Annotated in this window: 21 protein-coding genes; 3 read left to right on the top strand and 18 right to left on the bottom strand. The window is 40.3% G+C overall.

Going from position 1 to position 23067, the window contains the following annotated elements; genetic code table 11:
* Position 1: 1 nt before the first annotated feature.
* Genes DW694_RS11720 through DW694_RS11705 form a run of 4 tightly spaced genes read right to left on the bottom strand, consistent with a single transcriptional unit; the run spans position 2 to position 4485 of the window.
* Entirely contained in the window at positions 2–1054 is a 1053-nt protein-coding gene (locus DW694_RS11720; protein WP_118753046.1) for a galactitol-1-phosphate 5-dehydrogenase, read from the bottom strand.
* 2 nt (positions 1055–1056) lie between these two features.
* The gene (gene xylB / locus DW694_RS11715) at positions 1057–2574 is read right to left on the bottom strand and encodes a xylulokinase (protein WP_118753045.1); all 1518 of its coding nucleotides are present in this window, start codon (positions 2572–2574) and stop codon (positions 1057–1059) included.
* Positions 2574–3599 (bottom strand): LacI family DNA-binding transcriptional regulator, encoded by a 1026-nt coding sequence (locus tag DW694_RS11710; RefSeq protein ID WP_092068598.1) that lies wholly within the window; start codon positions 3597–3599, stop codon positions 2574–2576. Before DW694_RS11710 ends, xylB begins: the two co-directional genes overlap by 1 nt.
* 34 nt (positions 3600–3633) lie before the next feature.
* Positions 3634–4485 (bottom strand): class II fructose-bisphosphate aldolase, encoded by an 852-nt coding sequence (locus tag DW694_RS11705; protein WP_118753044.1) that lies wholly within the window; start codon positions 4483–4485, stop codon positions 3634–3636.
* Between the two features lie 342 nt (positions 4486–4827).
* On the opposite strand from DW694_RS11705, the gene DW694_RS11700 reads away from it, so the two are divergent.
* On the top strand, positions 4828–5274 hold the full coding sequence (locus DW694_RS11700; RefSeq protein WP_015527311.1) for an RbsD/FucU domain-containing protein: 447 nt from the start codon (positions 4828–4830) through the stop codon (positions 5272–5274).
* Between the two features lie 117 nt (positions 5275–5391).
* Here DW694_RS11700 and DW694_RS11695 read toward each other — a convergent pair whose 3' ends face one another.
* The 3 genes from DW694_RS11695 to glf (DW694_RS11685) all read right to left on the bottom strand — a co-directional run bounded on the left by DW694_RS11695 (position 5392) and on the right by glf (DW694_RS11685) (position 10490).
* Positions 5392–8340, bottom strand: a complete 2949-nt coding sequence (locus DW694_RS11695) for a C1 family peptidase (RefSeq protein WP_118753043.1) — start codon at positions 8338–8340, stop codon at positions 5392–5394.
* A 39-nt stretch (positions 8341–8379) separates the two neighbouring features.
* A complete protein-coding gene (locus DW694_RS11690) occupies positions 8380–9252 on the bottom strand; it encodes a hypothetical protein (RefSeq protein ID WP_118753042.1) in 873 nt (290 codons plus the stop codon).
* 122 nt (positions 9253–9374) lie between these two features.
* Complete coding sequence (gene glf, locus DW694_RS11685) at positions 9375–10490, bottom strand: UDP-galactopyranose mutase (protein ID WP_110102878.1); 1116 nt, start codon at positions 10488–10490, stop codon at positions 9375–9377.
* A gap of 196 nt (positions 10491–10686) precedes the next feature.
* Here glf (DW694_RS11685) and DW694_RS17250 point away from each other — a divergent pair, with 196 nt between their 5' ends.
* On the top strand, positions 10687–11055 hold the full coding sequence (locus DW694_RS17250; RefSeq protein WP_286187066.1) for a hypothetical protein: 369 nt from the start codon (positions 10687–10689) through the stop codon (positions 11053–11055).
* Entirely contained in the window at positions 11045–11689 is a 645-nt protein-coding gene (locus DW694_RS17245) for an Rpn family recombination-promoting nuclease/putative transposase (RefSeq protein WP_286187064.1), read from the top strand. Before DW694_RS17250 ends, DW694_RS17245 begins: the two co-directional genes overlap by 11 nt.
* Positions 11690–11780: 91 nt before the next feature.
* Here DW694_RS17245 and DW694_RS11675 read toward each other — a convergent pair whose 3' ends face one another.
* From DW694_RS11675 to DW694_RS11630, 11 genes are all read right to left on the bottom strand, one after another.
* The gene (locus DW694_RS11675; RefSeq protein ID WP_118368694.1) at positions 11781–12803 is read right to left on the bottom strand and encodes an acyltransferase; all 1023 of its coding nucleotides are present in this window, start codon (positions 12801–12803) and stop codon (positions 11781–11783) included.
* A gap of 133 nt (positions 12804–12936) precedes the next feature.
* Positions 12937–13497, bottom strand: coding sequence for a hypothetical protein (locus DW694_RS17475; protein WP_330547769.1), 561 nt, complete (start codon positions 13495–13497; stop codon positions 12937–12939).
* Positions 13494–13838 carry a hypothetical protein gene (locus DW694_RS17470; RefSeq protein ID WP_330547770.1) on the bottom strand — a complete coding sequence of 115 codons (345 nt, stop codon included), beginning with the start codon at positions 13836–13838 and terminating at the stop codon, positions 13494–13496. The genes DW694_RS17475 and DW694_RS17470 overlap by 4 nt, the downstream gene beginning before the upstream one ends.
* 24 nt (positions 13839–13862) lie before the next feature.
* On the bottom strand, positions 13863–14978 hold the full coding sequence (glf, locus tag DW694_RS11665) for a UDP-galactopyranose mutase (protein ID WP_334297696.1): 1116 nt from the start codon (positions 14976–14978) through the stop codon (positions 13863–13865).
* Positions 14979–15040: 62 nt separating this feature from the next.
* Positions 15041–16102, bottom strand: a complete 1062-nt coding sequence (locus tag DW694_RS11660; RefSeq protein WP_118368691.1) for an acyltransferase — start codon at positions 16100–16102, stop codon at positions 15041–15043.
* Between the two features lie 45 nt (positions 16103–16147).
* Positions 16148–17590 carry a flippase gene (locus DW694_RS11655; RefSeq protein WP_118368690.1) on the bottom strand — a complete coding sequence of 481 codons (1443 nt, stop codon included), beginning with the start codon at positions 17588–17590 and terminating at the stop codon, positions 16148–16150.
* A 43-nt stretch (positions 17591–17633) separates the two neighbouring features.
* Positions 17634–18671 (bottom strand): NAD-dependent epimerase/dehydratase family protein, encoded by a 1038-nt coding sequence (locus DW694_RS11650; protein ID WP_118368689.1) that lies wholly within the window; start codon positions 18669–18671, stop codon positions 17634–17636.
* A 50-nt stretch (positions 18672–18721) separates the two neighbouring features.
* Positions 18722–19450, bottom strand: coding sequence for an IspD/TarI family cytidylyltransferase (locus DW694_RS11645; protein WP_092068630.1), 729 nt, complete (start codon positions 19448–19450; stop codon positions 18722–18724).
* Positions 19451–19524: 74 nt separating this feature from the next.
* Positions 19525–20904, bottom strand: coding sequence for an O-antigen polymerase (locus tag DW694_RS11640; protein WP_118368688.1), 1380 nt, complete (start codon positions 20902–20904; stop codon positions 19525–19527).
* Positions 20905–20952: 48 nt separating this feature from the next.
* Positions 20953–22035, bottom strand: a complete 1083-nt coding sequence (locus DW694_RS11635) for a galactofuranosyltransferase (RefSeq protein ID WP_118368687.1) — start codon at positions 22033–22035, stop codon at positions 20953–20955.
* 24 nt (positions 22036–22059) lie between these two features.
* The gene (locus DW694_RS11630) at positions 22060–22860 is read right to left on the bottom strand and encodes a LicD family protein (protein ID WP_092068638.1); all 801 of its coding nucleotides are present in this window, start codon (positions 22858–22860) and stop codon (positions 22060–22062) included.
* Positions 22861–23067: the final 207 nt, after the last annotated feature.

Here is a 23067-nt window from a genome sequence, read left to right as displayed (position 1 = left end):
ATCAGTCTTCCTCATTGGAAAGAAGGATCTTTCCTTTTACAAGGCCCGGTGTCTTGAACAGCTGGAAGGCCTCCTGTGCCTGGCTCATCGGGATTTTCTTATAAATGAAGCCCGGGTCAAACTTCAGCTGACCGGTTGCAAAATAATGAGCAGTCAGATCCCACTCACGTCCCGGATATGGTGCACTGTAGGACATCCAGGAACCGGTAAGCTTGAACTCCTTACGGTTCATGTTCTCCCACTCCTTCGGTGTGAAGGTAAGGTTTTCGTGCGGCGTACCGATGAAGCATACATGTGCCTTGTTTGCTGCAAGCTCAAATGCCATATGCATGGTGGGAACCTGTCCGGCTGTCTCAAATACGAAGCCGTAGCCCTTTCCACCTGTAATGGCCATGGCTTTTTCCATATATCCCTCTTCCTTTGTGTTGATCACTTCATCTGCGCCGAGACGCTTTGCAAGAGCAAGTCTCTCATCGCTGATATCAAAGACCACTACCTTCTTGGAGCCGAAGATCTTTGTCCACTGCATGGTGAACATACCAACTGTACCGCCGCCAAGGATCGCCACATACTCACCGCCGTGGTAATCGTTCTGGAATACACCGTGGATGGCTACGGTTGCAGGCTCAAACATGGCTCCCTGCTCATATGGAACATTATCTGCGAATGGTACTGCATTCTGCTCAGGAACCACTACATAATCTGCGTTTGCTCCCTGCTCTCTGGAACCGATGAAGCTGTAATGCTTGCAGAGAGAGAAATTACCCTTCTGACAGTCGTCACATTTCATACAGGGAAGAAGCGGTGCACCGGATACACGGTCGCCGACCTTCACCTTGGTAACGCCTTCTCCCACTTCCACCACATCGCCGGAAAATTCATGTCCAAGCACGATGGGATAAAAATGTACGCCGTGATTTAATACACGCGGGATATCAGATCCGCAGATCCCGGAATATCTTACCTTGATCTTCACATGGCCCGGTGTTACCTGAGGTTCTTCCACTTCCTGATACTGAACATCCTCATTTGCTACTACTACTGCTGCTTTCATGATCACTTTTCCTCCTCATTTCTCATCATAGGTTCAAGAGATTTATAGAGATTTAAATAGGTTTTATAGGTTTTCTCATAAACGTCCCGGTTTTCCGGGTTCGGTTCATGTCTTCTTGTTTCCTTTACCGTAAGACGGATGGCCTCATCATAATCCTGATACATTCCAACACCAACACCTGCCAGAATCGCTGCACCAAGTGTTGTTGCCGTATCAGAGGACGGCACTACGATGGGTTTTCCTGTGATATCGGATTTGATCTGTGTCCAGAGAAGAGAATTTGCAGAGCCTCCCATTGCACGGAGAACTTCCACATCTGCTCCTGCTTCCTTTGCCACCTCAAGGTTGTGTTTCAGAGAAAGTGCTACACCTTCCATACAAGCACGTACCATATGTCCCTTGGTCTTGGCAAAATCCAGTCCGTAGAATACGCCCTTCGCATTGGGATTCCAGATCGGGGAACGCTCACCGGACATATATGGAAGAAATACCACTCCGTCACTGCCTGGTGCGACCCTTTCCGCGATCTCATTGAGCTGGTTCAGAGAAGAGCCTTTTTCCCCTGCTACAGAGCGCTCATAATCTGCAAACTCACGTTCAAACCAGCGCATGACACCACCTCCTCCGGTGGTTCCTCCCTGAAGGAGCCACTGTCCCGGAACCACGTGATAGCCAAGGATCAGTCTGGGATCTGCCTTGTACGCATCCATGCAGATGCTCATTCCGCCGGCCTGTCCTCCCTGCTCCTGTGTCTCACCCGGATGGATTACTCCAGCCCCCAGTGTTCCGCATGCCGCATCCAGACCACCGGCAACAACCGGTATTCCCACAGCAAGGCCGGATTCCTCCGCCGCCTTCTCTGTAACTGTTCCCACAACATGATCACAGGAACAGATCTCAGGAAGAAATTCCATGGGAATCCCAAGCTTTCTGCACATATCCTCATCCCAGGCTGCCTTTCTCATGTCAAAGCAATGCAGGCCATAGCCCTGGGAAACATCCTGGCTCATCACACCCGTCAGCTTATATGCAATGTAGCTGTTAGACTGCAGGATCTTGTGGATCCTTTGGTACACCTCCGGGAGATTTTCTTTATACCAGAGGATCTTTGCAGTTGTATAGGACGGCTGAAGGGAATTACCGGATACTTCAAAAATCTGCTCTGCCCCGATCTCTTCATTCAATCTGTCACAGATAGACTGTGCTCTGGTATCCATCCAGATCGGAGTGTTTGTCAGTACATTTCCGTCCTTATCCATGGCAATGGCTGACCAGCTCTGGCCGTCAATACCGATGCCTGCGATCTCCTCAGGTGCTATCCCCGCTTTTTGGATGGCCTTCTTTACCGCCTGACAGACAGCACTCCACCATTCTTCCGGATCCTGTTCTGCCCAGCCCTCCTTCGGATAGTAAACCGGATAATCACCGTTGGCCGCAGCCACAACCGTTCCCGATTTTTCAAAAACCGCAACCTTACAGGCACTGGTGCCGATATCAATACCTAATAAATATGGTTTCATTATAGATTCTCCTTCTCGTCCAGCACACGGACGGATTTTCCCATGATGATCTCTGCGCCAAGCTTCTCCGTGATCGGTTCTGTTTCTTCACTTGCAGCCCCTTCCAGCCGTTTCAGCATGATTCCCGCCACTTCTCCGGCAATCCCCTGTGTAGGCTGTGCCACAATGGTAAGCTTGGGATTGCATGCTCTGGCAAACTGCAGATTGTCAAAACCGATCATAGACAGCTGTTCCGGGATCTTAAGACCCAGCTCATTCATCCCGATCACCGCCCCCATGGTCATCTCATAGTTGGTAACAAACACAGCCGTCATATCCGGATTGTCCGCAACAAGCTTCTCAATTCCCTGCACACCGCCCTGAATGGTATAATCGCCGTGATAGATCAGAGATTCCCGTACCGGTATATTTTCTTTTTCGTATGCATTGCGGTACCCCTGGAGACGTTCCTGTGCTGTGGAAATTTCCTCCGGTCCGCCAATGATCCCGATCTTACGGTGTCCTGCCTGAAAAAAAACTCTCATTGCGTCCTCAGCCGCCTTCTCGTTGTCTACAAGAACACTGTCACAGGAAAGCTCCCTGATCCTGCGGTCAATGAGTACGATGGGCTTTCCGGTTTTCTGGAATTTTTTCAGATGATTGCCTTCCGCATCCACCGGCATGCTGATGATCCCGTCCACACGCTTCCGGCTTAAAAACTCCACTGCATCCCGCTCCAGTCTCTTATCGGTACGGCAGTCACAGACAATAGTCGCATATCCGTGACTCCTTAAGACATCCTCCATTCCTGTGATGATCTCCGCGCAAAAGGTATTGTTAAGCTCCGGGATCACCACGCCGATGGTCTTGGTAGCATTAGTCTTAAGCCCTCTTGCCACCTCATTGACCTCATAATGCAGCTCCTGAATGGCCTCCTCGATCTTTATTCTGTTTTTTTCTCTTACGTTTCCGCCGTTAAAATAAGAAGAAATCGTTGCGAGCCCAAGTCCGGTCCGCCTGGCAATATCTTTCATGGTTGCTGCCATACAGATCACTCCGTTTCTGTTTTTTTACAGAAGATCATTCTGCCTTTCCATCACAGCCGCAAACCTTCATACGCGCCTCAACCAGCTCCTTCACTGCCTGGATCGCTTTCTTTCCGTAGGCCTTCGGATCGATGGTGTTCTCATTCTCTGCAAAGGTCTCCTTCACTGCCCTGGAATATGCGGCACGAAGCTCTGTTGCAAAGTTAACCTTGCAGATACCACGTTTTACACAGTCGCTGACATCCTCATCACTGAGTCCGGATGCCCCGTGAAGAACAAGGGGGATATCTACGACTTCGCGGATCTCGCTTAAGCGTTCCTTGTCAAGAACCGGTGTTCCCACATAGAAACCATGTGCGGTTCCGATGGCAACTGCCAGGGAAGTAACACCTGTACGCTCCACGAATTCCTTCGCCTCCTGCGGGTCGGTGTTAGTGTCTGCCTCAGCCTCAAGATCATCCTCTTTACCACCGACCTTACCGAGCTCAGCCTCACATGGGATATCCAGGGCTGCTGCCACATCCGCAACTCTCCTGGTCTCTCTGATATTATCCTCAAAATCCAGCTTGGAACCATCGATCATCACAGAAGTATAGCCTGCATGCATTGCCTGCATCGCAAGCTCAAAGCTGCTGCCGTGGTCAAGATGAAGGCATACCGGAACGGAAGCCTTGGCTGCCTCTGCTGCTACGATCGCAGCGTAAGTCTCAACCGTACCATATTTAACAGTAGAAGGTGTTGTCTGGATCATAACCGGTGCTTTCAGCTCCTCAGCTGCCTGGATGATTGCCTTCACCATCTCCATATTCTCTGCGTTGAATGCTCCTACTGCATATCCGCCCTTCTGTGCCTTTAACAGCATTTCCTTCGATGTAATCAGTGGCATAATCTTCTCCTCCTTGGAATCATTGTGTTTGTTTTGTATTATTTCCTCATTTGGTCCAGAAACCGAAACGTTTCTGTTTGAGTTCATCATAGCGCTCCATACGTTTTCTGTCAACCATAAAATTTTCATCATTTACAGGAAAATATTCCCTTGAAAAGGAGAACAAATACCGTTAGATTAATTAATAAGAGTTCTAAAGCCTGTGGCCGGGCAGGTCTGTCTGATACTCCCGGCGTCATAACAGTTTCGGAAATCCATATATCCTGTTCTGATCACCTGAGCCTGATGCTGTAATTTCCGAAAATACTGTAAGTACACAATGATCTTAGGAGGATATGAACTATGTTAAAAGGAATTCCAGAAATCTTATCACCAGAATTACTGAAGGTTTTATGTGAGATGGGACACAGTGACCGTCTTGTTATCGCTGACGGAAACTTCCCTGTAGAATCCATGGGAAAAAATGCCATCACCATCCGTTGTGACGGACATGGCGTTCCGGAGATCCTGGATGCCATCCTGAAGCTCTTCCCGCTGGATACCTATGTAGAGCATCCGGTAAACCTGATGGAAGTAATGCCTGGCGATAATGTGGAGACACCGATCTGGGATACATATAAAGAAATCGTTTCCAAGCATGACGAGCGTGGCGAAAAAGCCGTCGGAAACATCGAGCGTTTCGCATTCTATGACGAAGCAAAAACTGCATACTGCATCATCTCCACAAGTGAGAAAGCACTTTATGCCAACATCATGCTCCAGAAAGGCGTTGTGATCAACAACGACTGATCTTTCTTTTGAACTGCCTGATATAATCATATATAATACACATATTCAACCAAAACATAAAACGCCCGGATCTGGAATGTTTCAAGCCAGATCCGGGCGTTTTATATTTTAACACTTTTATCTCTTTGCTGCTTTTGCGGCGTATCCTCCGCAGAGTACTTTTCCACCGGAGGTTTTTATCCCTGCACGCACCGCATAGTAATACGTTGTTCCCTTCTTTGCGGTCTTATCCTCAAAGGAGGAGCTGCTGCCTCCGGAAACTGTACTGATCTTTTTCCATGAACCCTTTCCGGTCTTACGGTAGATCTGATAGCAATCTGCTTTCTTCTGCGCTTTCCAGCAGATCTTCAGCCCCCTGGAGGTCTTCCTGACACTGGATATCTTCTGAAGTTCCGGATAGGACAGGATATAGCTGCTTGCCTGATATCCTCCGAAAACTTTTTTCCCGTCTACATTCTTATATGGCCTTACAGCATAAGCGTAGGAGGTGATTCCTTCAATCTCCGTATCCTGCCAGGATAATACTTTGTTGTTCACGGTTCCGATCCGAACCCAGCTTTTTCCCTGGAGCTTCCGGTAGATATAATATCCACTGGCTCCGGAAACCTTCTTCCAGGATACCCTGTTACATGGTCCGCTGACAGCTTCAGCCACTGCACGGGCCTTCCCCAGCTCCGCTTTTGCTGAGAACGGCGAAGATACGGCTCCATAAACAGTCTTCTTTCCGGAACGTACATAAGAAGCCCGGATCCGATACGTATAAGTGCTTCCTGTTTTCACTGCAGTATCCTGCCAGGTCACTACATCTGCTGTCACGGTTGCCATTTTTTTTGAATTTCCGCTTTCATCCCAGCGATAGATAGCATAACGATTGCAGCCGGGAACTGCTTTCCAGGAGATCCGTATCCTGTTAAATGCCTTGGAAACCAGTTTTACACCTGTGGTCTGACGAAGCTTCACCGTAACCTTACAGGTAGCCCGGATTCCCCTGGCATTTTTTCCGTAGCAGGTTATGGTTGCTGTTCCCGGATTTTTTGCAGTAACAACGCCGCTTCCATTTACAGCAGCCACACTGGTATCTGAGCTTTCCCAGACAATGCCGGAAGCATCCATCTCGGATCTGGTAGCTGAAGCATTCAGTGTTTTCTGATCTCTGGAATACAGACTTATCTCAGAGGAAGAAAGCTGCATCCTGGCCGCACTGCTCAGAGTCCTGGTATGCGCCTTGATCCTCGGCGTTACCGATGGATTAAATTCAACCGCATCCATCCAGGTATCCTCCGCGTTATATCGCAGAAAGCTCTGACCGGATACGATAGACGGAGAAAAGCTGCACCAGCCATAACTGACCTCTGCCTCCACACAGTATTTTATATATGTGCTTCCTGCATTTGTCACCACAATAGAATACAGACTGTTCTGGCTGAGCAGAACCTCTGGGATCTGAAAGGTCATAACCCCAGCCATCGGCTGACTGCAGGAAACCGGTGTGGAATATGCCGGTGTTCCACTGGTAGGATCACTGGCATCCTTCAGATTTGTGTATACCTGCACAGTATAGGAATTATTGGCAGACATGGAGCTAAGAGTCACCTCACCAAGCGATTCCGCTTTTCCGTTTCCTGCACTGGCACGAAAAACCGTGGACAGCTGTTCTCCCGCATACATGCGGATGGAGCCAAGCCCTGACGTTCCGTCATAAAAATAATTGTTGCTATATTTCGGTGTATTGACAGCCGTAGCCGCAACCAGCTCACTGACAGACTTATCCTCATAGGACATATAAAAATATCCGGATTTTCCCCAGCCTGTACCCCAGCTGTTCTTGACGATCCAGGCTCCGTCTCCCTTTACCTTGGAAGATGCCCGGAAATTCTTCGCAGAATAATTGTCATCCCAACCCACCACTGTAACTACATGATTCACGTTCTTGGTGCTGGTAGGATAGGAATAGGCCGCTGTACTTGCATTGTAATAGGCATTCTGTGCATTATACATCACAGTGACCGAATTATTTGCAACCAGAAGCTTCTTCATGGCATTTACGGAATAATCGGAAAAATAGGCATTTTTCAGATAAGCAGCTGCATTGTACGCCTTGGATGCCGCCGGAGTCACACCGGTTTTCTGTGTATGCGTGGAATCTGTTGCCAGCGGCACATCCCCTTCTGTTGTCATTCCGGACCAGGTACTCAGAAACATGGAAGCCAGAAGATCATTTCCGCCCTCATGATAATCTGCGTTTCCTTTATCATCTGTCCCCATATGCTTATTGACATCCCCGTAGGTATTTCCAAGCGGATCATTCTTTCTGTTTGCAAAAAAATACGCCAGATGCTCTTCCGACAGATCATAAGTTCCAAGGCCCTGGGTCAGAAACGAAGTTTCCAGAAGAGAGGCCATTCCAAATGCCCAGCACATACCGTAGGGCTCCTGATTCTTTACGGAAGTAACATATCCCTGATCCGCTGCATTATAATAGGACGGATAGGCCGCAGCTCTTCCCATCGGTACCTCATCCACATCATTTCCGATCTCCACGGCGGTGGAATAAGAGGTCAGATTATCAAAGGGTGCCAGCTGTTCCTGCTCCTCTTCCTCCGTAAGCGGACGGCCCTTGATATATTCGATGCCGGACTCATCACTGTCTGAGGCATCCCAAAAGCTCTCCTCACCGTCGCCAAAGGTATCCTCCTGGGAATCAGAAGACAATCCTTCTGATGTTTCGGGAGTCTCTGTATCCTCCTCGGAACTCTGCAAGGCTATATCCTCGGTAACCCCGTCGGCTGCCTCTGCAATATCCTCTGTCTGTTCATCCGGGATACCGGTGTTCTCTGTGGTATTCCCTGTGATATTCTCTGCGGTGTTCCCTTCTGCGGTCTCCGTCGTATCCTCTGCTTCCGCTGACTGCGTCTGTGTATCTTCTGACCATTCTTCATTGAAGCCTTCCGCAGAATCACTGAAACCTTCCACATCGGCTGCCATAACCGGAACCTGGCTGCCCGCAACTGCCACACACAGAAGAAGCGGCAGTAATTTCTTCCTGACAAGCTGTAATCTCTTCACAAAATTCTCCACTTTTCTTATATTGATCTGGTTTATCTGTTAACGTTTCTTCAAATGATAACCCAGAATTCCGATTACTGCAAGTACTGTTGCGATTCCAATCCAGATAAACGGACTTTTATACCAGGAATTTTCTTCTTTAAAGGATGTCGCAGCTGTGCCATTGACCGGCTTGGTGACAGCTTCATCCGCAGCTTCCCCACCTTCTGTTGTTCCATCCGCTGCAGGCGGTCCCTGGACCTCGCCGCTCTGAGCCTGAGAACTACCTGTGCTGGCCGTCCCTGCAGGTGGCCCCTGAACCTCACCTCTCTGAGCCTGAGCTTCATCTGTGCTGGCCATCCCTGCAGACGCTCCCTGTCCTTCGCCATTCTGAGCCTGAGAGCTGCCTGTGCTGGCCGTCCCTGCAGACGTTCCCTGTCCTTCGCCATTCTGAACCTGAGAGCTGCCTGTATTGTCCGTTCCTGCTGCTTTCCCCTGAGTCTCGCCGGCTGCGGAATTCTGCGTATCGGATGCGTCTCTCTGATTCACTGCAGAAGTCTCTTTCTCCGTGCCCCCTGCGATTCCGGCCTTCGCCAGCTCCGCATCCTTTGAGGGCCGTAGCTCCTCCAGCGGCACATAACCGTATCTGCCATTATACTCTGTATATCCCCAGGTCTCACCATTCTTCTCTGTCTCCCCTTCGATATGCAGGACAGTACCATCCCTTACCGTCTTATCATTGAGTTTTTCACCTTTTCCGTCGGTGGACGGATAGATATCCACACCAACTCCACCGGAATCCACAGTCATATAATAATCTGTGGTATCCGCCGGAGCTTCCACCTTCACCACAACCGACTTGTCCGCATACACCGGAACACTCATACTCAGCACCAGCATTCCTGCCAGAAGCACACCTTTGCACCTTTTCATTGCTCTTTCCTCCCTAAAAAAATCTCACTGCCATTCTATGCATAAAATCCCCTTATATTTCTCTTTTGCCTTGGCTCCGAAATATAAGAGGATCTTATCATTAGTTATATCCAGTATCTTTTTTATGCAAGCTCCCGCTCACACATATCCAGCGCAGAAGCGATCACCGCATCCATGTCATAATATTTATATTCGCCAAGACGGCCGCCGAAAATCACCTTCGGTTCCTTCTCTGCAAGCTCCCTATACTGTCCGTAAAGCGCTCCGTTCTTCTCATCATTGACCGGATAATACGGCTCATCTCCAGGCTTCCACTCGGAACTGTATTCCCGGCTGATCACCGTTTTCGGAAGATCATTACCCTCCTCATCCTTTCCGAACTCAAACCATTTATGCTCGATGATACGGGTCCATGGAGTCTCCACATCCGTATAATTCACTGCTGCATTTCCCTGGAAATTAGGTTTATCCAGTGTTTCATTCTCAAAACGCACAGAACGATACTCCAGAGTTCCCAGCTTATAGTCAAAATACGCGTCGATGGCACCTGTGTAGATCACCTTCTCCGCCATTGCATCGTACTGCTCTTTTTTCTCCAGATAATCCTCATTCAGCCGTACCTCGATACCGTCCAGCAGATTAGCAACCATCTTCGTATAACCACCCACCGGGATTCCCTGGTACAGCGCATTGAAATAGTTATTATCAAAAGTCAGACGCACCGGAAGCCTCTTGATGATAAACGCAGGAAGCTCCGTACACGGCCGTCCCCACTGCTTCTCCGTATAGCCCTTGATCAGCTTCTCATAAATATCCGTACCTACAAGACTGATAGCCTGTTCCTCCAGATTCGAAGGTTCCGTGATCCCTGCAGCCTGCCGCTGCTCCTCGATCTTTGCCGCAGCCTCTTCCGGAGTCACCACGCCCCACATCCGGTTAAAGGTATACATGTTAAACGGAAGACTGTACAGCTCCCCGTGATAATTGGCAACCGGACTGTTGGTAAAACGATTGAAGGTGGCAAACCGGGTGATATAATCCCAGACCTTCTTATTATTGGTATGGAAAATATGTGCACCGTATTTATGCACGTTGATTCCTTCCACCTTCTCTGTATATACATTTCCCGCAATATGCGGACGCTTGTCGATCACAAGCACTGACTTTCCGGCACGCTTCGCCTCCTGTGCAAAAACCGCACCGTAAAGACCGGCACCTACGATAAGATAATCGTACATTGATTTCATTCTCCCTGTTCTTTCATTGATGCTGTTATTTTAACACCGGAAAAGGGCAGCTGGCAAGAAGCCACTGTAAAATCCCGATAAAATATCAGATATCCGCTTCTCAAACACCAAAATGTATGATACCCTGTAACTGGATCAGATAATAAACTACTCTGATCACATAAACAGATCGAAGGTGGTGAAACCTATGGGTACAAAGGATACCATCACCAAAGATTACATGGCTGACAACCGCGTTTTTGCGGATGTGTTCAACCATATGCTGTACAAAGGAAAAAACATCATAGACCCTGACACTCTTCATCCACTGGATACCACAGCTCTCGCTGTCCCCTACGGATCCGGCACTTCAGAAGTTCCTGTCCAGAAATTCCGGGACGAATTCAAATCTCTTAATGTTATGCACGATGATTCAAGGATTTATCTTCTCCTGGGGATTGAAAATCAATCGGAAACACACTATGTAACGCAAGTGCAAAGCAATTGCGTTCATGAGCATGTAGCAAAGCGGAATGCGAACGTCCGCTTTTTTGCCGGTCAAAAACATGGTCTATGATGCATTAGAATACGCAGGGCAGGTAGAAAATTCCGCCAGATCACACAGAGAAGCAAAGCAATGGCCTTCTACATCCGGAGAATATCTCACCGGCTTCTACAAGGATGACCGGCTCATCCCGGTCATAACCACGGTCGTGTACTTCGGTTCCGACACCTGGAACGCTCCCAGGAGCCTCCACGAAATGCTCTCTGTCCAGGACCCTGAAATTCTTTCCATGGTCCCGGATTACCGGATCAATCTCTTCTCACCTGCCGAGATAAAGGATGAAGAACTTGACAAACTCCAGAGCAATCTCAAAGAAGTCATGCTCTTCATCAAATATTCCAAAGATAAACGGAAGCTTCAGGAGCTTACATCACAGACCCCCGGCTTCCGCTCACTCGAGCTCAAAGCAGCCCGGGTCATTGACTCCATAACAGGTATTAACTTACGTTTCACAGAAACAGAAGGGAGGGTTAATATGTGTCAGGCTGTTCAGGAAATGTGCGATGATGCACGTGCCGAAGGCCATCAGGAACAAGCTATGCTGACAGCACAGCGTATGCTTCAGGATCCAAGATTCTCTCCTGAAGACATCTCCAGATTTTCAGGCCTTTCTCTTGAGGACGTGCTGAAATTACAGAAGAAATAGTTCGTATTGGAAATGCTCAGATCCTTTACAGAGGATCTGAGCATTTTGCTATTCTTCTGACCAAGGCAGAAGCCGATTGTTATCTATTACCCTAAATCAGCTTTTTTTGTAATTTTACAATTGTGTATGTCAAAAACAAACTTATCAAAATACAAAAAACATAATTTTGAAAATAAAATGTCTTTATCCCTATAACATTCATAAGTGCTCTAATTGCAACATGAGTCAAATATAATTCATAAGACATTTTTCCAAACTGCTCCAATATCTTTACAATTCTTTTAGGCATCTTTCGCATACTTACAGCAATACAATACAGCAAAAAAATCCCCCAAAAACACATCAAAATCCTAAATCCTAGTTTTGACACAACTATTTTGGTTACCGGTAAAAAGCCGCACAGCATTATCATTACTCCAAATAAAATTCCCATTTTATCTATATTATTAATACAAGCATTCTGGTAAACTTTTTTTCCACACCAACACCCTATGAAAAAAACAAGAAATCTTCCCAATAGAATTTCTATATTTAAATTCAATACAGGATCTACAATTCTCGGTAAAAATTGAATAACTAAAGCTATAATAAGAAGAATTAACAGTTGCCCCCAATCTGACCACTTTACATGCAATATCTTATAAACAAATGGATAAATTAAATATGCAAAAACAATAAATAACACATACCAAAAGGTTCTTGTCCCTTGTGTAAAAAATGTAACAAAGCCAAAATCAAATGCAAACATCTTGACACCTTTTTGCATGATAATAAGATCAATCACAATCCAATATGGAATAGCAACCATAAGATAAACTGGCAAAATTCTCTTTATTCTCTTCTGAAAAAAATGCAAAATATTGGAATCTTTTGACATCGAAAAATATAATCCAACGCCGGACAGAAAAACAAAGAACTCAACTCCAACACTACCAATGAATGTGTTATACAACTTGCCTAAAAATCCCAATCCCCCTCCGGATAAATTTGAATTTGCTATATCTTCAAAAAAATGAAATATCATAATTGAAATTATCGCCACACCATAAATTGCATTACGATTTTTGCTAAATATATTCCAATTATCCTTCGAATTCATCACCGATATATTCATCACAATGTTCCTTTATTTCTTTATATATTGGGGCCATTTGCAAATGATTCTATATTCTTATATGCCTTCTATATAAAATAATAGTAACATTATCCCCATTTACTGACGGCCTCGCTTTTATACAAAAAAACTCTTATAAATCAGCAAAAAGCTCTTCTCTGTAAATTCCTTTTTCCAACATCTCTCTGAAACTATCCTTCACTGCAGCAACATCCTCTTTATAAGTCATACCATACCAAGTATCATTGGTACGAAGAACCTTTACGGATATCCTTCCTTCTGCCAGAAGTTCTCCAATAAATGTTGGAATCAAAAATTCCTCCTTTATAAGATTCTCCGGGACCACTTTTTCAAAAAAATATTGAAAACCACTTTCCAGCGTTTTCAGGAACTCCGGTGCCAATCCCCACATATTCATAGAAACAAGTGATTCTGTATCCAGCTTTACGCCGTCCGCCTCGGCACCTTCTGCATTCTTTACAATATTGGAAGTCTCCACAATCTCCGTCAGATTATTATACTCATCCATTTTGCAGATACCACGTGTCACACCACCATTATCAGACAACGTATTCTTCAACACAAAACCAGCCATGCAGGACTGGCCTCCTTTTACAAGATAATCATGAATCTCACGGAATCCTTCTTTTCCATAATAATCATCTGCATTGATCACAACAAAAGGCGTTGTCAAACATCCTTTGCAGCCAGAACCGCCTGTCCGGTACCCCAAGGCTTCGTACGGCCTTCCGGAAGTTCTCCCGGAATATCGTTGATATCCTGGAAAACATACTCCACAGTAACAGAATGCGCCTTGCAGACCGCCTCGATCCGATTCCCGATCACATCCTTAAATTCATTTTCAATATCCTTTCGGATAATAAAAACCACCTTGTTAAAACCTGCTTCGATTGCGTCATGAATCGAATAATCCATGATGATATGGCCCTGTTCATCAACCGGCTCCAGCTGTTTGATACCACCGCCAAAACGGGAACCGATACCAGCAGCCATGATAAGTAATGTTGTTTGCATTTAATTTCCCCTCATTTCCTGATCTTAATGCAATTCTTTTTCACAGCGGTCTAATGCAGCCGCAATAACCTGATCCATGTCATAATATTTATATTCACCAAGACGTCCGCCAAAAATCACATTTGTCTCAGCTTCTGCCAGCTTTTTATACTCTGCGTAAAGAGCTCCATTCTTTTCATCGTTAACAGGATAATACGGCTCATCCCCCGGCTTCCACTCAGAACTGAATTCTCGGCTGATCACTGTCTTAGGAAGATCGTTACCTTCCTCATCCTTACCAAATTCAAACCATTTATGCTCAATGATACGCGTCCATGGAGTTTCCCGATCCGTATAATTCACAGCTGCATTTCCCTGGAAATTCGGTTTATCCAGAGTTTCTGTTTCAAAACGCACGGAACGATATTCCAGTGTACCAAGCTTATAATCAAAATATGCATCGATCGGACCTGTGTAAACTACTTTTTCAGCCATCGCATCTAATTCATCTTTGTTTTCCAGATAATCTGTACTCAAACGAACCTCAATACCTTCCAGAAGATTTGCTACCATCTTCGTGTAACCTCCAACTGGGATACCCTGATACAAAGCATTAAAATAGTTATTATCAAATGTCAGACGAACCGGCAGACGTTTAATAATAAACGAAGGAAGATCCTTACAGTCACGTCCCCACTGTTTCTCGGTATAACCCTTGATCAACTTTTCATAAATGTCACGTCCGACCAGTGAAATTGCCTGCTCTTCCAGATTCTTTGGTTCTGTAATTCCAGCTTCTTTTCTCTGCTCCTCAATCTTCGCTGCAGCTTCCTCCGGTGTTACCACACCCCACATTTTATTAAATGTATACATATTAAAAGGAAGACTGTAAAGTTCCCCTTTATAATTAGCGACCGGGCTGTTTGTAAACCTGTTGAACTCTGCAAACTGAGTGATATAATTCCATACTTTCTTGTTGTTAGTATGGAAAATATGTGCTCCATATTTATGTACGTTAATACCTTCTGTTTTCTCTGTGTAAACATTTCCAGCAATATTCGGTCGCTTGTCTACTACAAGAACTGTCTTTCCTGATTTTTTTGCTTCGTGCGCGAAGATTGCTCCGTATAAGCCGGAACCTACTACTAAATAATTGTACATCATTTTAATTTCTCCCTGTTATCAATTTCTTTAGTTACATCTTTAACTTTCTATCTGCCTTATTAATATAAATATTTCAAATTAAATTTTTTTAATATCCATGTAATACCTATTGCTATTATTGGTGTTATAACAATTCTTGAAAAATATATTATTGCTGCCCCGAACTCTGAACCAAAAAATTCAATTCCACAAAAACGATAAAACCAAAATAAAAATAAATAATTTAATGGTTCTGCATACAAATATATTCCCATTCCATAGTCACTCAATGACTTTATTGCTCTACCATTTATTTTTATATGCCTTACTATATAGTTTAAAACTATCAACATAAAAAATGGACATACAATATACGAACTCAAAAAATGGAAAAAATGAATCTTTACTATTTTATCGACAATAAAAGATAAACATACCAGCCCAAACAAACATAATATCGATGAATCTTTCCAAATATTATGTTTTTTCAACCACTCAATCATATTTTCCAATCTATATCCCAGATAAAACCATAAAAGATAATATAAAGGATCTCCCAAAACGTGATATTGATCCAATCCTTTATATAAGATTACTCCTATGCACCAACAAAAGCTAACTATAACTATTTGCTTTTTTGTTTCTAATTTACAAACAAAACTTGCAATGACAAACACAAAAAACAAACATTCTAAATACCATAAATATACACATGAAGGAAAAATCAACTGCAATAGCATTCCCTTTATACTAACACCATGGTAATAACCCGAAAAATATTTAACAGGTAAATTCCAGAAAATCCATACAGCAATAAATGGAACCAGTAACCTTTTTGTCTTTTTTATAATAGTTCCCCTGGTATTAATATTCTTTTTCAATGAAAAAAGACTTCCAGATAGCGCTATAAATGCTGGCATATGAAATGTATAAATAAAATTTGTTAAAATGCTTGTAATTTTATGAAACATTGTATCAGATATAGACGCATCTGACATCATAGTTCCGTAATTAATGCCTCCAAATTTTGTAGTTATATTATAATATGTCCCGTGACCTATAACTACCAAAGCTACCAATATAATTCTTAATATATCCTTATCTTCTTGCCGATATATGTTGTTTTTGTTTACATTTTCCATTCTTTTTATTTAATCTCTCCCTTTCATCATTTAATGCAACAGATATTATATTATTTTATTTTTTATTGTATTAAAAATTTCAAGAAACAGTTCTTCTTTCAAAATCAGTAATACAAATCCATATGCACCAAAAAAAAGAAGTGATGATATTACTAATGAAAAAAAACATTCTAAATTTAATATTTTCACCCACAAAGATACAATACTACCGACAGACAATGCAATTAATATTTTTATATAATGTATCTGTCGAAAAGTATTCAAAATTTCATCTTTTAACGCATAAAACTGGACAACAAAAACTGCAAACTCAGCAACCAATGTACCTATTGCAGCTCCCGTTGACGCATAAACCGGGATCAATAGTGCATTGATAATGACATCCACGACAGCACCAACAATCTCAGAATATAATACAATTTTCTCTCGTCCTGTTGGTACAAGTATCTGAATTCCAAGTATATTTGTAATACCAATTAATAAAAGAGTTGGCATAATCACCTGCATGGGTATAATAGAGCCAACATAATTATTACCTGACAAAAAGAAAATCCCTTCTTTTGCAAAATAAATAAAATATACAAACAAAGGTGTTGCCATTAAAAAGACAAAATTCAATGCCTTTCTTGTAATTCTATGAAACTCTTTCAATTCTCCTCTTTGTATATAATAAGATGCTCTAGGCAACAATACTGTCCCTAATGATGTTACAACACTCACAAGGATTACTTTAATTTTTACTGCTGCATTATAATATCCCACATCTGTATCTGTTGTCATAAATCCCAACATTACCGTATCAAGATTTGTATATATTGTTGTTGCACATGACATAGCAAAGAATATCAATACTGGTTTTAGATGTCGTCCAAAATTGTAATTTCCAACAGGCTTCGGATTTATAAATTTATGTGCATTAATCAAATTTAAAATATTCGATGCAGAAGCTGCAAAAATTGTTATTCCACCATAAATAACATAATCCGTCTGTTTATGTACGAGAAAGAACATAAAAATCAGTGCGATAAATTTGAAAATAACTGATCGTACTGTGATATAAGTATACTGTTCCAAGGCTTTATATAACCATTCCATGCCGATAGATGTCAAAATAATGTTAAAACTCAATATTACATACAATTCTTTTTCACATCTAAATTTAGGTACATAAAACAACAATATAATCAATACCATATAAGAAATCATACTCATGATTATATTAATGATCAAAAGTTCCTGTGCCACCTTGGAAAGTTTCTCACGATTATCCCTAACTTTTGCACACGCCCGAATTCCATATGTAGGAATACCTAATTGAGCAAACATAGAAAAATATGTAATAACAGATGTTGCCATCGACACTTTTCCTGTTCCAACTGGCAATAAAACTCTTGATACATACGGAAAAGTTATCAATGGAAAAATGAAAGAAGACATTGTCAGAATTATATTCATAACAAAATTTAGTTTTATTGATTTCTTTTTCATTTATTTTTTCTACTCTCTTACTTATAAGATTTTCGTACTTACTCTATATTTCCTCAATCTTCATCTGTTCAATCATTCTCTTATATGCATCCTCTAAGCCTATTTCTGGTGTCCACCCTAAAGCTTGTAATTTATCAGAATTTAACTTCATTTTCGTATCTTCTGCATAACCAAATACATTATCTTTAGGAATATCGTATATTACTTTAATTTTCCCATTTGAAATTTTATCCGCAACCATATGCGCCATTTCTGCAATTGTAGTATGTGATTTTGGATTTGCCACATTATATGCTTCACCATTTTCTCCGTAAAGTAAAATTATAAATAATCCTAAAACACAATCTCGAGTATAACAATAATTTCCTTCCGATAATCCTCTCGTATGCAATACTATATCTCTTCCTGAAATTACGCTTTTAGCAAATTGAGCAAATACACGATTCTCCCCTGGCAAAATTCCTGCGCCAAACGTTTGTGCTAACCTAGCAATCTTGACTTTAACTCCGTATTCTCTCATATATGCAACACACATATTTTCGCATAACCGCTTACTTTCAGGATAATTACTACGTACTTTCAATGGATTAATGTAACCAATCTTATCTTCTGTTATCTCTGTATCAGAATTATTAAATGTTCCATACATTTCCATTGATGAAATATATACCATTGATTTACATTCATTTTTACAAGCAAGTTCTAAAATATTTTTTGTACCTTCTATTGCTGTAGATAATGTCTCTACTGGTTTTTCAATCATTAATTTAGATGTTGTTACAGCAGCACAATGAAAGATCCAGTCAACTTTTTTATTAACATTAATAGGAAATGTGATATCACCAACAATAAGCTCAATATTGTCCAACTCATGTCTACTATATAATTTATTTGCTTTTTCAATATTTCTCACTAATGCAATAATATGAATACCTTCTACTGCTATAAGTGCTCTTACTATTGAAGCTCCGATAAGCCCAGTTGCCCCAGTTACCAGAACAGTGGTTTCCTTCAGCTGCTCATACTGTAACGGATATTTTGCGATATATTGCAAATCATCCTCTAGCGGTCCTTTTCTCATCCAGCATCTCCTCCTTTAATTTATTTTTCTTTATAAGCTTTTTATTATCCTTATTCAAGCCCATATATTTGCTCATTTTCTTTTGCTTCAAGAATAGCTCGCATAGTATAAAAATCTTCTGGTGTTGTAATTTTAATATTTTCTCCTGGTCCATCAATCAGATAAAGATCATATCCATATCTTTGCATCATTGTGCAAGAATCAATACAATTCTTTTCACCTTCTGAAAGTGCTTTTTCATGAGCTTTCAAAATATCATCTAGCCAAAAACTTTGTGGAGCTTTGGCAACTCTTGAATTGTTCCGACTTGGGACATAATCAATTGTTGCTGTTCCCTCATTAACAACAAGTATTGTCTCTTTTACTTTAGCTGTTGTGATTGCAGAACCATATTTAATCACCGATTGAATATTATCACTAATTACTTTCTCATTAATCAATGGTCTAACGCCATCATGAATTAAAACAATGCTTTTTTCATCTTTTGCAATCTGTTTTGCAGATTTAAGACCATTGTATATGGATAATTGACCTGTTTCCCCTCCAGGAACTACAGATTTTACTTTTTCAATACGAAATTTATAAAGAAGTTTATTTAAATATGGAATCCAATCTTTTATACACACAACCACAATCGCATCTATCATAGAATGGTTTTCAAAATATTCCAATGTATGTATTATTATTGGTTTATTATACATTTCAAGAAACTGTTTCGGTCGATCTTTACTATGCATACGGCTTCCAACACCTCCAGCAAAAATCACTGCAATATTCATCCCTTGAACCTCCTAGTCTCTAGCTCGTGTTAATCAAATTCAATTATCTCTTGATTATTTGTCCATTTTTTGTTCTAATTTGTTCCCATTGGTATTACTGTTTTCTTTTGCCTTTTGAATTTAAGTTTAATCCCATGTCTATACTCCAATGCAACTCCTTTATCAATCAACACCTTATATAATATAAATGTGACTAACAAGTGCTTCACAAAACCTATTGATGCTACCGTTTCGTAAAATCTGTCTGAAAAAATCAACATAATTAAATCATTAAATAAATATGCATATATTATTATTGTAAAAGGTTTATTGTTATATATTTTTCTATAAGCACAACTAAAATATAAAGCAATTATTGCCATAAGCGGTACAATACCATCATAACCAAAATCATAATAAAACTGATAAAAGGTTGTATATACATTACCAGTATTTAATCCATTATGTTTTAAAAATGGAAGATCTAATTGATATAAATATTGACTTATTCCATATTTTCCTCCCAAGTATGTATAGATATTACGAAACACCTGACTGCCCCACAATTCAGGTGTATGACGAGTTCCTTGTAAATACGTATCCAAATTTTGTATTGGAGCTCCAATATATACATAGATTGATTCCAGAATTAGATTTAAAGTGCTATTCTCACCCGTACGATTTAAAAGCATATTGATTCCGATAAGTAATAAAATTATTCCAAAAATAATACCTACAATTTTAAATAATAACTTTGTAAAATTTCGACGTTTATTAAGTCCAAAACATATTACCGTTATTATCAAAATTGCAGTTATCATCCTAAATAATGCAGTTCTACCACCTGATAACATCTGATCAAATGCATAAATTCCCAAATATATTATCTGTATAATTTCTATTTTTTTCTTTACGGCTAAATTATTAATTAAAATATAAAGCAATACATATGCATATGCAGTTATCCAAACAATACCATGTCTATATATAAAAGATGCAGAGACTGCCTTTTCAATAAAATTATTATAATTGAACAGTGCAATGACATGGTACTTGCCGGCTATATCAAAAATTGATGAAGTACTATACCCAAACGCAGCTACAACATCTTTTATATATTTAGCATGATAAAACACTACTAGAACTTCCAAAATAAGAAATACTAGTTGAATCAAATAATTTATAGAAATATAATTTCTGGAATGTTGTTCTCCATAATTTCGAACATCAACTCTTTTCATGTAAAAAAAAGCACTAACAATTCCAAATGAAATCATTCCTAAAGCAATTACTAAAATAGTATTCAAATGAATTTCTACCTTGTACATCCTTGAAAAAAAAAGGCACAAAAATTCTGCAATTAAAAACATTTCACAAAAAACGCAAAATGGAGAAAAAATATCTACATGAGTAATTAAATACCCAAACATTAAAAATACAATTGTTACTAAAATAAGTACTATAAGATTAAACATTTTCACCTGTTCCTCATATATTAGAAGTTCAATATAACTTCACAAATATTATATACTTTGTTTCATTGCACTTTTTAAGAAATATCCTCTTCTTAATTTCCCACCAATTTTGCACGCATTAGCTTTTAATGTTTCATATTCTTCATCGAGCATATTGTCTATTATGTTTCTAATTTCATCTGTTGACTTTATTGTTATTCCACAATGATTTTTCTTAATAAAATTTGCTAATGCAGCTTCTTCCCATATAATTACAGGAATTCCAGCTGCCAAATACATTGATGTCTTATGCGGATTATTAATTTTAAGATAATCTCCATAAACTCCAGTACAAGTAGCACTGCTGTCCCCATCCCAGACCAAGCCAAAACTACCTTGTAGATTATAAATTAATTCTTCTGGATTAAATGCCCCAACATAATTTGTATTTGAAGAAGCTTTTTCTCGTTCAAAATTAATCCCATATAAATTAAAGTTACAATTTTCCGGTAAATTATATATATATCCAGCCTTGTGTTTACTCAATGCTCCCGCTATGATAACTGGACCTTTTCTGCTTAAGTTTCTCTTTTCTAATAATTCTTCATTATAATTCTCAACTAAATAATCAAATATTCCTAATATATCCATTTTATCTTTATGTATTTTCCATTTTTCATGCATAAATGACTTCATTTTTTCATTATGCACAATGATTTTACTGCAATTCTTAAATGAACTAATTTCTTCAAATCTCATTCTAATTTTTCGAGATAATGGAACATCATTTCTTAATGTAAAACGAATTGCCTCAACGTCATGTATGATTATTGAAGTATGTATTCCTCTCTTTTCCAAATTTTTTATAAGTAATGAAAACAGCATTGTATGTTCTAACAATGGAAACTGAATATATATCCAATCATTTTTTTTTATTTTTTTTAATGCATTCTTCCATAACATATAAACATCATAATGTGCTTTTATTTTTCCTAATCTTGTTTTGTTTTCACGTCCTTCTATCAGGCATGGAATCTCAATTTTTTTAAAATTATTCCACTTAAAAATAGTTTCTACATCTTGTCTGGCTTTAACTCCAGCTGTTTTTTGTATCAACTTATGTTTATCGGTTTCCACAACATAATAATTCATTTATTATATCCGCCTTTCCCTCAATCATCCCTCAATATAAGCATCAAACTCATGATTTATCCGCTTACTTTCTGGCGGAAGTTGCATATAGTCTCCATATATTTGTGTCAAATAAAACTTCCAACATGCTGGCGCATGAAATTTTTTCCCACAAAATTCCACATCATTATATGGTAAGTATTCTTTCTTTTTCATTCTTTCATTAGGACCCAAACTCCAAGCAACTCCACCAATATACTCCTGTTTGTCAAAATCATACTGATGAGCCAGCTTATCTAATTTTCTCCCAAATCTTTCTGGTGTATACATTCGCAAAAAAAGAATCATCGGTATTTTAACTATACTTCGTACAAAACCTTTTCCTTTTCCTATAGTTGCACTGCATCGATTAATCCATTTTTTTAATGGTTCCGCTTTACTCAACAATATATCACTTTCTTCCTTATCATCCGGAAGACCATCCATCGGAAAAATATCAATCCACAAATGTTGATCAACATTTGAATATTCATTTTTTACATAGGTTCTTGTATCAATAATTTTGGCAAATGGCCAAAAACTATTTCCCATCTGTAGACTGATTAATTTATAATATGGTCGAATATTTCCTTTTCTTAATAAATCATGTAATTTATCAAAATCTGGACGTGGCATTAATAAATCAACATCATCATCCCATGGAATAAACCCTTTATGGCGTACTGCTCCTAACAAAGTTCCTCCCGATAAATAATATCTCAGCCCATTCTGATCACAGAATGCCGCAAACTCACATAATATATTCAAAATATACTTTTTAACTTCCGTATTATCTAACTTTCTCATACTTTACAGAGATAAAACACAAATCTCTTATCTCACTGTCCTTTCTTTAATATATAAAGGTTAAATAGTTATTGTGCGATATATATCCATAAAACGCGCTCCTATCTTTCTTCCCTATTAAACGTCTCATAGAAATAGCCTTATTGTCTGATTGTTTTTTTATATTTTCTCTTTATCAGTCCATTATTCCACTACTGTTTCTTTTAT

The sequence above is a fragment of the Ruminococcus sp. AM26-12LB genome (assembly GCF_003480785.1).
GTDB classification, from domain to species: Bacteria; Bacillota; Clostridia; order Lachnospirales; family Lachnospiraceae; genus Blautia_A; species Blautia_A fusiformis.
The sequence above is the reverse complement of the archived record's forward strand: the minus strand, read 5'-3'. Positions and strand labels throughout refer to the sequence as shown.